This is a genomic window from Burkholderia sp. BCC1977, from assembly GCF_905339595.1.
Lineage (GTDB): Bacteria > Pseudomonadota > Gammaproteobacteria > Burkholderiales > Burkholderiaceae > Burkholderia.
In genome coordinates this window covers 38431-50957 of the sequence record NZ_CAJPGQ010000022.1, presented here as the reverse complement: position 1 = coordinate 50957, position 12527 = coordinate 38431, and the positions used below count along the sequence as shown (strand labels likewise).

At 68.1% G+C, this 12527-nt stretch carries 13 protein-coding genes; 4 read left to right on the top strand and 9 right to left on the bottom strand.

The window, feature by feature from the left end; translation table 11 throughout:
* Nucleotides 1–208: 208 nt before the first annotated feature.
* The 3 genes from U5771_RS19210 to U5771_RS19200 all read right to left on the bottom strand — a co-directional run bounded on the left by U5771_RS19210 (nt 209) and on the right by U5771_RS19200 (nt 2050).
* On the bottom strand, nt 209–667 hold the full coding sequence (locus tag U5771_RS19210) for a hypothetical protein (protein WP_322025438.1): 459 nt from the start codon (nt 665–667) through the stop codon (nt 209–211).
* Nucleotides 668–1366: 699 nt separating this feature from the next.
* Nucleotides 1367–1558, bottom strand: coding sequence for a DUF2964 family protein (locus U5771_RS19205; RefSeq protein WP_322025437.1), 192 nt, complete (start codon nt 1556–1558; stop codon nt 1367–1369).
* A 12-nt stretch (nt 1559–1570) separates the two neighbouring features.
* Nucleotides 1571–2050, bottom strand: coding sequence for a universal stress protein (locus tag U5771_RS19200; protein ID WP_322025436.1), 480 nt, complete (start codon nt 2048–2050; stop codon nt 1571–1573).
* A 283-nt stretch (nt 2051–2333) separates the two neighbouring features.
* On the opposite strand from U5771_RS19200, the gene U5771_RS19195 reads away from it, so the two are divergent.
* Nucleotides 2334–3095 carry a 2-keto-4-pentenoate hydratase gene (locus U5771_RS19195; RefSeq protein WP_322025435.1) on the top strand — a complete coding sequence of 254 codons (762 nt, stop codon included), beginning with the start codon at nt 2334–2336 and terminating at the stop codon, nt 3093–3095.
* A 131-nt stretch (nt 3096–3226) separates the two neighbouring features.
* Complete coding sequence (locus U5771_RS19190; protein ID WP_322025434.1) at nt 3227–4633, top strand: 3-deoxy-D-arabino-heptulosonate 7-phosphate synthase; 1407 nt, start codon at nt 3227–3229, stop codon at nt 4631–4633.
* Nucleotides 4634–4686: 53 nt separating this feature from the next.
* Here the strand turns inward: U5771_RS19190 and U5771_RS19185 are convergent, their stop codons facing one another.
* The 4 genes from U5771_RS19185 to U5771_RS19170 form a co-directional block, all read right to left on the bottom strand.
* A complete protein-coding gene (locus U5771_RS19185) occupies nt 4687–5742 on the bottom strand; it encodes an AraC family transcriptional regulator (RefSeq protein ID WP_322025433.1) in 1056 nt (351 codons plus the stop codon).
* A 150-nt stretch (nt 5743–5892) separates the two neighbouring features.
* On the bottom strand, nt 5893–6219 hold the full coding sequence (locus U5771_RS19180; protein WP_322025432.1) for a hypothetical protein: 327 nt from the start codon (nt 6217–6219) through the stop codon (nt 5893–5895).
* A gap of 32 nt (nt 6220–6251) precedes the next feature.
* Complete coding sequence (locus tag U5771_RS19175; protein WP_322025431.1) at nt 6252–7757, bottom strand: hypothetical protein; 1506 nt, start codon at nt 7755–7757, stop codon at nt 6252–6254.
* A gap of 575 nt (nt 7758–8332) precedes the next feature.
* Entirely contained in the window at nt 8333–9169 is an 837-nt protein-coding gene (locus tag U5771_RS19170) for an alpha/beta hydrolase (protein ID WP_322025430.1), read from the bottom strand.
* Nucleotides 9170–9419: 250 nt separating this feature from the next.
* On the opposite strand from U5771_RS19170, the gene U5771_RS19165 reads away from it, so the two are divergent.
* Nucleotides 9420–9794 carry a VOC family protein gene (locus tag U5771_RS19165; RefSeq protein WP_322025429.1) on the top strand — a complete coding sequence of 125 codons (375 nt, stop codon included), beginning with the start codon at nt 9420–9422 and terminating at the stop codon, nt 9792–9794.
* 50 nt (nt 9795–9844) lie between these two features.
* Here the strand turns inward: U5771_RS19165 and U5771_RS19160 are convergent, their stop codons facing one another.
* Nucleotides 9845–10678 carry an oxidoreductase gene (locus U5771_RS19160; protein WP_322025428.1) on the bottom strand — a complete coding sequence of 278 codons (834 nt, stop codon included), beginning with the start codon at nt 10676–10678 and terminating at the stop codon, nt 9845–9847.
* Between the two features lie 94 nt (nt 10679–10772).
* On the opposite strand from U5771_RS19160, the gene U5771_RS19155 reads away from it, so the two are divergent.
* Nucleotides 10773–11744 carry an AraC family transcriptional regulator gene (locus U5771_RS19155; protein ID WP_322025427.1) on the top strand — a complete coding sequence of 324 codons (972 nt, stop codon included), beginning with the start codon at nt 10773–10775 and terminating at the stop codon, nt 11742–11744.
* A gap of 77 nt (nt 11745–11821) precedes the next feature.
* Here U5771_RS19155 and U5771_RS19150 read toward each other — a convergent pair whose 3' ends face one another.
* Nucleotides 11822–12511 carry a CoA pyrophosphatase gene (locus U5771_RS19150; protein ID WP_322025426.1) on the bottom strand — a complete coding sequence of 230 codons (690 nt, stop codon included), beginning with the start codon at nt 12509–12511 and terminating at the stop codon, nt 11822–11824.
* Nucleotides 12512–12527 lie beyond the last annotated feature (16 nt).

The window sequence follows — 12527 nt, the reverse complement described above, 5'->3', positions numbered from 1 at the left end:
ATCCTCGCGCCATGCTGCCGTCGCGAATGGCAGGCAGCGCTCCGCACGGGATGCCCGTCGTCGAACGCAGGCGCGACTCGCGCTGCCCCCGGGGCCGGCCGACCACCGCGACCACCGGAGCGCAATCGACATCCTCGGTGAAGTCGATCGACCTGGATTCGATGAAACGTCCTGCCGATCCGCGACCACGACGCGACGTGCTCCCGAATCATTGCCAGAGTCTTTCCATCCGACTGCCCGGCAAAGGAGACAGCTGGTCCGAATCCGCAAATCGACACATGCGCGCCCACGCTTCCTGATAGCGATATTTCGGCGTTTTCCGGATCAATTGGTCGAAGCACAGCAACATGCGCTCGATCGACGGCACGATGTCGCCCGACAAACGCCGCTCCCCGTCTCGCTCTGCCGCTTCGACGCTGATCTCCAATGCCGATTCGATGTCGAGAAACTGCTGTACATCTGCCTCGTATGCGGTTTTTTCCAGCATGAACCAGGTCATGTACAGCACGCGCATCACCGCAACGACCGCGTCCTTGTTGCCATGTCCCGCCTTGAGGGTGGCGAGCGCCAGATGGTTTTCCAGAGAAATGCCTCGTGCGACGTTCACCGGCAACGGTAGAAGCATCTCCGTGCTGATCGGCGTGCGGCCTCGGTTCTTTCGCGACATCCTGTCTCGGTACCCTGCAATTTCCCGCGGTTCCCCATGAACGGTACGCGTCCACGCCGCGTGCGGTGACTGCACACCGACACGTCGCGATCGCGTCCGGTGATTATTGACCGTGCGCCCACGTGTCTCTGTGAACAAATCTGACGGCGAATGGCACCTGCAGCCCTGCGTTCCGTGTCGCGACAAGCACGTATCGACCGGCACGCCAGCGCGAATGAGCGGTCGCTCTCGTCACGGACATTCCACTGCTGCCCGGCCTCGAATTGAAGCGCTGACGGTCCGGCGGATCGAATGAAATGGCGGTTTGAAGGAAGATCGCGCGAACGTCGATCGACAACCGACACCGGCGAGGACAGCGCGGCGCGCGACACCACGCGATTGACCGACGCACAAGAGAGGAGAGAGAAGCGCGGTGGCAGCCGGCGCGGGAACGAATCTCGCGACGCGTCCGGGCAGGCGCGGAAGATTCAGGCACGCAACGAGACGCGAAAGGAAACGTTGCAGCGGTTGAACATTCAGGCCGGACCCGACGGTGCGGCCTCACCGCGTCCGGCCAACAGGCGATCGACCGCGCAATGCACGGCGAGCAGCAATCGTCGGGAGAACGCCGGTCACTGCTTGCACGGATCGCGCGCGGGGCAGCATATGGACGTGCCGTACGCATTCACCATCGCGATCCGGCGTGGTTCGTATGCCGCGTCACCCCTCGCCCTTCGGCCCCGGGTTGAGCATCACGACGAAGCAGGCCACGCCGACGATCAACGCGATCGCGCCGCCGCGCAGCGCGATCGTTTCGTCGAACAGCAGCCCGGTCACGACGGCCATCATCCCCGCGAGCGACACGAACACGGCGATCGCCGCGACGACGATCCGGTACTGGCGACGTATCATCCCGCCCCCGCGTCAGGCTGCCGCGGCGGAAGCCGGCAGGCCGGCATCGTCGCCGCGAATCAGCAGCACCGGGCACTTCGAGCCGCGCACGAAGCGCTCGGCGACGCTCCCGAGCAACACGCGCCGGATACCGCGCCGCCCGTGCGTGCCGACCACCGCGAGGTCGATCCCGTGCTCCTTCACGTAACGCTGCAGGCGCTCCGCGACGTCCTCGCCGATGCTCTCGGTTTCGACGAGTTCGGCCTCGCCCTTCGCGCCGGCCCGCGCGATGACCTGCTCGGCTTCACGCAACACCTTGCGCCCGTCGTCGCGGATTTCCTCGACAAGCGCGTGCGGGTCGAAACGGCCCGCATACGTAAACAGCACCGACTTGTCGACCACGTACACGACGCTGACGTGCGTGTCGCCCGCCAGTGCCACCTTCACGGCCTCGGCAAGCGCCTGTTTCGACGAAGCGCTGCCGTCGACGGCCACCATGATCTTCTTGTACATGCGAACCTCGCTGGGGTGAGTTGCCGGGCGCGGTCGCGCGCGGCCATGCCCCCATCATCAGCCGACGGCCGGCTCGAAGGTTGACGGCGATCAAGATTCCGCGGAAGCGGGTCGTGCGGCAAAGCGCCACGCGGCGGAATCGGCACAATCGGCACAATCGGCACGCCGCCCACGCGGCCGCGCCGTGCAAACAAGCGGCCATGCCGCCGAAGGCGCTATCATCGACGGTGCGACCTTCGTCCGGCCCCTTTTTGCCGGCTCACTTTCAACTCGTTCAACCGACATGACAACGACTACCGAACGCGTGGACGGCGCCGCCCAGCATCTCGTCGCCGCCCGCCATGCCGGCGTGCCCGGCCCGCTGCTGCCCGACGCGTTGCGCCCCGAGAACGTCGACACCGCGCTCGCGATCCAGCATCGCGTCGCCGACCTGCTCGGCGAGACCATCGGCGGATGGAAATGCGCGCTGCCGCCGCCCGACCGCGTGATCGTCGCGCCGATCTTCGCGTCGACGATCCGCGCAGCCGATGCGCCGTACCGCGTCGTCGGCGGCCCGATCGTGCGGATCGAGCCGGAAATCGCGTTCGTGCTCGATCGCGACCTGCCCGCCCGCGCGCAGCCGTACGACGAGCACGACGTGCGCGGCGCGATCCGCGAAGTGCGCATCGTGCTCGAGGTGCTGGGTTGCCGCTATGCGGAGCCCGCGCGCGCGTCGAAGTTCGAACTGCTCGCCGACGGGCAGTTCAACCAGGGATTGTGCGTGGGTCCGGTCGTGCCCGACGGGTTGAGCGTGCCGCTCGCGACGCTCGCGCTGTCGTTCGAGGGCGCGCTGAATCGCACGATCGACGGCCGCCACCCGGATGGCGATCCGCTCAAGCCGCTCGTGTGGCTGGTGAATTTCCTCGCCGCGCGCGGCGACGGCGCGCGCGCCGGCCAGATCGTGACGACCGGTTCGTACGCCGGCGCGATCGACGTGCCGCTCGGCGATGCGCTGACGGTGCGCTTCGGCGAGCTCGGCAGCCTGTCCGTGACGCTGACGGCCTGACGTCCGACGGCCGCGGCCGTCGGCGCGCGAACGGCGGCTTCGCGTGCCGCGGGCTGCAGCATGCGCGCGCTGCGTGATACCGTTGCACATCGCCCGTCACGCGCGAACCGCGTGCACTTCCGTCATTCGCCATGCCGCCGACACCGTTGCCCGCCCTGCTGAACGAAGTCCTGGAGAGCGTCGATCGCCGCTACCGGTTGCCGCCGCTCGTGCGCGCGGCGTCGCTGACCCACGCCGCGAACCCGGCCACCGTCATCGCCGTCGTGATCGAGGAAGCGCGCCGGATGCAGGCCGACGGCCGAGCGCCCGATCCCGCGTTGCAACGCCGGTTCATCGACGCGCTCGCGCGGATGATCGGCGACGCGATGGACATGCAATCCGGCGACCCCGCGTTCCAGGCCGCGGTGCTTCGACACGGCGCGGCGACCGTGCGCGAATACGCGTCGCTCGCCGCGCATGCCGAGCAGGATCGGCGCACGCTGCGCTCGGCCGTCAACACGATCGCGCATCCGGCCCGGCTCGAACGGCATGCGCAGGCATGGCAACGCGAACCGCTCGCGCGGCTGCATGCGGCCGCGGCCGGCGCGTCGTGGGACGATCTCGATGCCACGCTGCGGCACCTGCTCGCGCAGCCGGAGATGGCGACGGACACCGCGTTCGGGCAGGACATCGCCAGACTGAAGGACAGCGCCGCGCTGGCCCGGCTGCAGCGGCTCCAAGCACTGTCGCCGGATCCGGACGTCGAGCAGTACCGCACGCTGTGGAGCCGTCAGGGGCCGCTCGAAGGCAGCGCGCTCGCCGTCGCGCAGGGCGTCACGTCGCAACAGCGGGGCGCGGCCGTCGAAGCGCTGGCCGCGCAGGCGCTCGACGCGCTGGCCGCGCAACTCGATGCGAGCGATGCGCACAGTACGTATCGCGTGGTCACGTCGATGCGCGTGCCGGCCTCGATACCCGGCAAGCACGACCGCGCGAAAACCGAGTGGGATGCGGTGCTGCTCGCGCGCACGCGCGGCGACGATGCGTCGGCCGCGTGGCACGTCCGGTTCCTCGTCGAAGCGAAGGCGTCCGCGGATGCCGCGACGACCGATTTGCCGCGCCTGCTGCGCGGCCTGAGCCTGCTCGCGCAAGCCGATCCGGACACCGTCTATGCGTTCGACACGCGCGAAGGCGCGGTACGCCTGCACGGCGCGTCGCTGCACGCGCTGACGATCGACGACGCGGCATTGCAACGCGAGGTGCTGTACTGCTGCGATGCATCGGCAGACCCGGCGCCGCGCCTGCTGGGTGCCGCAAGCCGGATGCAGCTGCTGTCGGCGCCGGCGAGCCTGGAATACGCGAGCGCGCTGACGCAGCGCACGGATGCCGATCCGCACGGCCTCGGCGTCATCTGGCACGCGCTGCTGGAACTGCCGTCATGGCGCGCGGTGCTGCACCAGTACGAATCGCTGCGGCAGGTTCGGGCGCTGATGGTGGGCGTCGACGATCTGATGGCCGCGATCGAAGGCGATGTGGGCGACAGCGCGGCAAACGAGGCGTGACGTGCGCGCCCGGATGGCCCGGCTTCCGCATCGAATCGCCACGCGCCGCCGGCTCAGTTGTTGAGCACCCCGAACGGTAGCGTCCACCCCGTCAGCCGCCCGCCGTCGCCCCAGCGATTGTCCCCGTCCGCGCCGACCGGCAGCAGAACCGGCGCCGCCGCACATGCCAGCGTTTCCTTCGGCGTATGGCCGAACTCGGCCTTGAACAGCCGATGGAAGTATTTCTCGTCCGGAAAGCCGTGCGCCCACGCAATCTCCGCGATGCGCTGGTGCTGGCGCCGCGGATCGCCGAGCACGTGGTACGCGTGACGCAGCCGCCTGCGCGTGATCTGCCGCATCACGCCGCCCTCCTCCTTGAACAGCTGATAAAGCCGCGCCCTCGACACACCGATGTCCCGGCAGATCCGGTCGGGCGTGAGGTCGGGTTCCAGCAGATGCGTGTCGATGTAGCGCCGCACGCGTTCGACCAGCGCGTTGTCGATCGGGCCGCGCGCGTCGTCGAGCGCCTGTGCGCTCGGGGCAACCGCCGCGGTCAGGAGCAGCAGCAACGATTGCACGACGCTCGGCAATTCGTGCGTGCGCAGGTTCGGCAGGTTGCGGTACAGCGACAGCATCTGGTCGCCGAGCAGCCGCCCGACACCGCTCGAAAGCGTCTGCCCGTGCGCGTTCGCCGCATGGGCCGGCAGCAGGTAGCGCGGCACCACGACGCTGATCACGTCGCCGGCCTCGACCCGGCAGTCGTTGACCTGCGCGACGTCGTAGACGAACAGCTCGCCCGCGCGCTTGACCAGCTCCGGCCCGCCGGTGCGGCACGTGAGCTGTCCGCCCAGCAGCAGCGTGAAGCGGATCGAATCCTGGCCGTCGAGCCGGATCCGCCGCGTCGTCCGGTGCACCGTGTAGGTCGGCGCGCGCGACCGCCAGCGCCGCCCCGAGAAGATCAGCGGGCCGAGCGCCGCGCCGGTCGCTTCCGCGTTGAACGCGCCGTAGCCGCCGACGTCGTCCAGCCGGTAGTCGCAGAGCATGTCCTTGACCCACACGTGGAATCGGTCCCGGACCGGATAGTCGGTGGTGCGAAACCTGAAAACGGGGATGGCATCCGCTTGATCCATGGCAGTTTTTATTCGAGCCGACGGGGAAGGATGAATCGGTTCGTCGATTATCGGACCAAAATGCGGCGCCGGACAGTGGGTTCATCGAGGCGCCCGCCGCGCCGTCGATCGACGGCGCGGCGGCGGGCCGCGCTGCCTTCCGCGCGGCCATCAGCGACGCGGATGGCATTCCCAGTCGTTGTACGTCGGCCGATCGATCGGCGTGAGGCCGGGAATCATGAACACGGTGCAGGTGAACCGCCGCCCCTTGCCCGTCGTCGCGTCATAACTCACCTTCTGGCCGCCGAGCCCGTCCTTCTTCCCGTACTGCACGTTGGCGATGGTGATCTCGTCGGACGACGCGAGGCCGATCGTCTTCGCCGTCGACGTCTGCACGTCGGTCATGTTCATCTGCGTCGTGCCGCACGCGGACAACACGAGGCCGGCGGCCGCGGCCGCCAGCGCGGTCCTTACGGTGCAATGCAAGGTCTTCTTCATCACTTCTCCCCTCGGTTTCCCGCGCAACGCGATCACGTGCCCGGCGTATAGAAACTGGACTGCAGCTGGCTGCCGATACTCGCGACATACGACTGCCAGACGAGCGCCATCGCCCCCGTCGCGTTGACGGCCAGCGCCGGCCACGACGCGCTCTGTGCCGCCACCGTCGACGCCCCCCACGCACCGTTCCGGTAGCTGGCCGCGATGACGGCCGACGCGCCCGGCAGGCCCGTGTCCTGCCATGCAGCCGTCACATTGCCCGCCGCGTCGATCACCAGCGGCGGGTACTGGGCGGCCGCCCCGTTCAGGTGTTCCGTCAGCCGCTGCAGCGGCCCCCAGTTTCCGCTCGCATCGGACACGCTCGCCTGCAGCACCGCGCCGCCTTCCGCCCACATCACGGCCGCAATGCCGTTGTCGTTGACGGTCAGCATCGGCGTCGCGATGAAGCCGGTCGGCTCCGTGATCGCCGGCGCCACCGGCACGGCCGGCTGCCACCCGGTGCCGGCGACGAAGCGTTGCGCCATCGTGGTCGTCTCGAGATGCCCGCCGGTCACGTCGAGCTGCCCCCACACCAGCGTGATGTTGCCCTTCGCGTCCATGCCGGCCGCGGGCGAGATGATCGTCGTAAACAGGCTCGTGTTCGAGACGGCCTGGTTGACGTCGGTCCAGCCGTTGGTCGCGTCGTACGTGGCCGTCCACAGCGCCGACTGCGTATGGTTGGTCTGCCGCCATGCGAGCACCGCGCGGCCGGACGCCAGGACCGACATCATCGGCCTCACGTTGTCGGTATCGCCGGTCACCGCACCCGGCCCGGTCTGCACCGGCATCTGGATCAGCGCCGTCGGCGACCACTGTCCCGCTTGCGTATAACGCGTCCACGCGATGCGCGTATCGAGCAGGCTGATCGACTGCGTCCAGGCGACGAGCGCGTTGCCCTGGCTGTCGATCCCGGCCGTATAGGACGAACCGGCCATGTCCGGCGCCAGCTCGAACGCCGTGCCCCAGCCGGCGCCCGGGCTGTACGGGCGGGCCCACAATGCGTACGTGTTGGGGCCCGGCATCCATTCGGTCCAGAACGCGACCGCCTGGCCGCTCGCGTTGCCGACCAGTTGCGGCTGAACGCCGGTCAGCCCGTTCATCGAATGCGACCCGTCGCTCGTGTCGAGCCGCGTCGCGCTTTCCCAGCCCGCGCCGGGGACATAACGCGCGCCCCACATTTCGTTGCCGTACGGACTGGCCGGGTCGACGGTCATCCAGGTGGCGAGCGCATTGCCGCTCGCGTCGATGGTCACGCTGGGGTCGCCTTCCGGTCCCTTGCCGTCCACCGCGACGGCCGTCGACCAGCCGGCTTGCGGCTGCGACGGCCCCCCGCCCGTCGGCCCGCCGTTCGAGCCGCCGCCGGGCGACGACGGCCCGGAAGGCGATCCTGGATTCGTCGGCGTCGACTGCGACGCACCGCTCTTTGTCGAGACGTCGTCGCCGCCGCATGCGGTCAACGCGAGAACGACGGCCATGACCGTCCAGGTAACGGGTTTCATCACAATCCTCTTGTTCTGGATTGACGGCATGTGCTTGCCCGAGCAGCAGGTCAACCCTGCCGCGCATATTGATAAGCAGTGCCATTCAATCGATATGGAATGCCGCGCTTTCGTCGAGCCTCGCCCGGTTCGATCGCGCGGACGGCCTTTGCTTCCGGCACGGACGACGGCTTGCATCCTGTCTGTGTCGCCCATCGCCGGACACCCCGAAGTGCCGGCTGCATCTTAATTCAACCGATCCGGAATCAAGGTGGGGTTGCGTCCACAGTGAGTGGACATGCATTTCGCCGGGTATCGGGTATCGGGTATCGGCACGCGCATGAGCCGGCGATGCGCGGATGCGGATGACCGCGCCGGCCGCGGCGGGCGGCGGCTGCAATCCTGCGGTGCATGGAAGGGGGGGATTCGACGGTGGCGAGCGGGACGCTGCGCTGCGTCGTGGCGACGTCGCGGTGCCGCGCCGGCGGCATCGTGCCGCGTCACCGGTCAAACCCGCCGTCAAAGCGGGATGAGGCCGGCGCGGTGTGACCGGCCGGCGCGGCGCAGCCCGCGAAAGCGGGCTTGCGCCGACAGCGTTACGACTGGACGAAGGCCAGCAGGTCGGCGTTCAGCACATCGGCGTTGACCGTCAGCATGCCGTGCGAATAGCCCGGATACGTCTTCAGCGTGCCGTTCTTCAGCAGCTTGACCGACTTCAGCGCCGAGTCCGCAATCGGCACGATCTGGTCGTCTTCGCCGTGCAGCACGAGCGTCGGCACCGAGATCGACCGCAGATCTTCGGTCTGGTCCGTTTCCGAGAACGCCTTGATGCCGTCGTAGTGCGCCTTTGCGCTGCCTTCCATCCCCTGGCGCCACCAGTTCCGGATCACGCCCTGGTGGACCGTCGCGCCGGGCCGGTTGAAGCCGTAGAACGGGCCGGACGGCACGTCCAGGAAGAACTGCGCGCGATTGTCGGCAAGCGCCTGGCGGAAGCCGTCGAAGACGTCGAGCGGCAGGCCTTCCGGGTTCGCGTCCGTCTTCAGCATCAGCGGCGGCACCGCGCTGACCAGCACCGCCTTCGCGACGCGGCCGGCCGGCTCGCCGTGGCGGGCCACGTAGCGCGCGACTTCGCCGCCGCCGGTCGAGTGACCGATATGAACCGCGTTGCGCAGGTCGAGCGCTTCGGCCACCGCGAACGCGTCCGCCGCGTAGTGATCCATGTCATGGCCGTCGGAAACCTGCGCCGACCGGCCGTGGCCGCGGCGATCGTGCGCGACCACGCGATAGCCCTTCTGAACGAAGAACAGCATCTGCGCATCCCAGTCGTCGGAAGACAGCGGCCAGCCATGGTGAAACATGATCGGCTGTGCATCCTTCGGGCCCCAGTCCTTGTAGAAGATCTCGACGTTGTCCTTCGTGGTGATGATCGGCATGGCTGCAGGCTCCTTTGGGGTAGGTGAACATCACGTGCCGGCCGGCGACCCGGGCGGGTGTCGGTGACGGACTGCGGCGCGGCGGCACACCGCGCCCATCGATGCGGCACGTTCCCGTTGTAGCGGAAAACCGCGAACGTGTCATGACGCCGATGACATGCCGGCCTCAACCGGGGCCCGCGGGCGATCTCGACCTATGGCAATATCGCGTCGGATCCGTCGTGCAGCCCAATCCACTTCAGGAACCCTCATGTTCGACCACGTCAAATTCGGCGTCAGCGACTATGCAGCGAGCAAGGCGTTCTTTCTCGACGCACTCGAACCGCTCGGCGTCGTGATACTCGGAGAAGGGGTGCCGACCTACGGCGTCGAACTCGGCGCGCCCGGCAAGCCGACGCTGTGCCTGTTCCAGACCGACGAGAAACCGGCCCGGCTTCACCTCGCATTCGCGGCCGACACGCGCGCGCAAGTCGATGCGTTCCACCGCGCGGCGCTGGCGGCGGGCGGCCAGGACAACGGCGCACCCGGCCTGCGCCCGCAGTATCACGCGAACTACTATGCCGCGTTCGTCATCGGACCGGACGGGCACAACCTCGAAGCGGTTTGCTCGCGTCCCGAGGCGTGACCGCTCAACGCAACTAACCGTAGGCTGCACCACACACGCCCCCCCGTGCGTCAACCGTCGGTCGACACGGTCACCGCCTCCCACGCGCGCAAGTCGTCTTCCAGCGCAGACCATTTGGCGCGCACGAGCCGAAGTGCATCGCCGCCGAGCAACAGGTGGGCCGGCGGATGGTCCGCTGCGATGACCGCAAGCATCGCGCGCGCGGCCTTCGCGGGATCGCCCGGTTGCCGGCCGCTTTTCTCCTCGCGCGCCTGGCGGATCGGACCGAAGAGCGCGTCGTAATCGGCGATCGAGCGCGGCGTTCGCGTCATCGAGCGGCCGGCCCAGTCGGTGCGGAACGAGCCCGGCGCCACGGCGGTCACCGCGATCCCGAACGGCGCGAGCTCCTTGCCGAGCGTGTCGGAAATCCCTTCCAGCGCGAACTTGCTGCCGCAGTAATAGGCAATGCCCGGCATCGTGATGTGGCCGCCCATCGACGTGATGTTCAGAATGCGGCCGCGCCGGCGTTCGCGCATGAACGGCACGACGGCCTTCATCATCGCGACGGCGCCGAATACGTTCACGTCGAACTGTCGGCGCATCTCCGCCAGTGGCGACTCCTCCATGATGCCTTCGTGCCCGTAGCCGGCGTTGTTCACCAGCACGTCGACCGGCCCGACACGCGCCTCGATCTCCGCGACAACGGCGTCGATGCGCTCGAAGTCGGTCACGTCGAGCACGCGCCCGATGGCCGCATGCGGGGACAGCGCTTCGAACGCCCGCTGTGCCGCTTCGCTTCTCACGGTGCCGACCACCGTATGACCCGCGGCCAGCGCCGCTTGTGCGAGCGCGCGGCCGAAGCCGCTGCTGACGCCGGTGATGAGCATGAGGTTGCCGAATGCCATGTGCGCTTCTCCCGAATGTCGATCGAAGCATGCATGCTAGTCTGACGATCTACGCCGATTAAGCCCGATTCCGCTTATTTTCTTGCACAAAACTATGAGCGCCGCACCCTCTTCCGCCCGATCGCCGTCGCTGCCCGCGCGCGGCGGCCAACGCCTGATCGCATTGCTGCACGCGTTGGCGCCGGACGAAGGCTACAACCTGACCGCGCTGCCGAGCGTGCGCATCCTGCGCTCGAACCGGGCGCTGTCGCGCACGCCGGTGCTGTACGACCCGGGTATCGTGATCGTGTGCCAGGGCCGCAAGCGGGGCTATTTCGGCGGCGAACGCTATCTGTACGACGCGGAGCACTATCTGGCCGTATCGGTGCCCGTGCCGTTCAGCATGGAAACCGACGCAACAGCAGAGCACCCGCTGCTCGCGCTGTATCTGCACCTCGATTTCCCGATGGCCGCCGAACTGGCCGCGCAGATCGATCGCGAAGGAAGCGCCGAACCCATGCAGGCGCCGAGAAGCATGATGTCGACGCCGATGGACGACGCGATGCAGGCGACCGTGCTGCGTTTCGTCGAGGCGATGCACCGGCCGCTTGAAGCGGCCGTGCTCGGCCCCGGGTTGCTGCGTGAACTGTATTTCCGCGTGCTCACCGGCGCGCAGGGCGGCGCGATGAGGAATGCGCTGGCGATGCGCGGACAGTTCGGCCGGATCGGCCGTGCGCTGCGCCTGATCCACGCCGACTACGCGCAATCGCTCGACGTGGCACACCTGGCCGGGGAAGCCGGCATGAGCGTGCCGAGCTTCCATAGCCACTTCAAGGCGATCACGCAGGTGTCGCCGATGCAGTACCTGAAGTCGACGCGGCTGCATCAGGCGCGCCTGTTGATGGTGCGCCGGGACCTGACGGCGGAGGCGGCCTGCCATGCGGTCGGTTATACGAGCCCGTCGCAGTTCAGCCGGGAATTCAAGCGGCTGTTCGGGCTGACGCCCGCGCAGGAGACGAAGCGCATGCGCGCGCAGTTCGCGATTCCGGCGGCGTTCGAAGATGCGGTGTTCGTGTCGTCGCACTGAGCGGCGAACCACGAGCGGCACGCGCACTCTTGCGGGCCCGAGGCCCGAGGCCCGAGGCCCGAGGCCCGCTGAAGCCCCTACTCGAGACGTGCACGCTCGCCGCGCGCTGCATCTCGCACCAGACCCGCCAGCGATTTCAGGATGACCGCGGTCACGCCCCAGATGTCCTGCGCCTGATCCGCCCAGTACCACGCGCCGGTGCGTTCGCCGTCGCTGTATTGCCGCGGCAGATCGGGATTCAGCAGCGCCGAGAACGGAAACTCGAAAATCTCCTCGACTTCAGCCGGTGCGGCTTCCCATGCGGCCGTTTGCGGCACGAAGCCGATCACGGGGAAAATGGCGTGATTGCGCTTTCTGGTTTTATGAATCGGCAGGCTCCCGATCACCCGGACCGTGTCGGGCTCGAGGCCGATTTCCTCGAACGCCTCGCGCAGCGCGGTCGCACCGATGCTGGTGTCCGACTCCGCCGGACGGCCGCCGGGGAAACTCACGTGCGACGAGTATTCGCTGAGCCCCGACGATCGCTTGGTCAGCAGGATCGTGGGCTCGGGCCGCGCCACGATCGCGACCAGGACAGCGGAGAATTTCCACTGCCGGTCGTTGTCCGCGAGGTAGCGCTGCGCCGCGGACCAGGGCGTATCGGCAGGAATCAGCAGACCTTCCACGGCGCGCGCGATCGTTTCCAGCACGCTTTGCGGCGAGGCGGCGTCCGCATGAAGCTTCGCAAGTCCGCCCCCGGTTTTCAGGTCGCTGCCGTGGGATTCCATGTCTTCTGCCAGATCA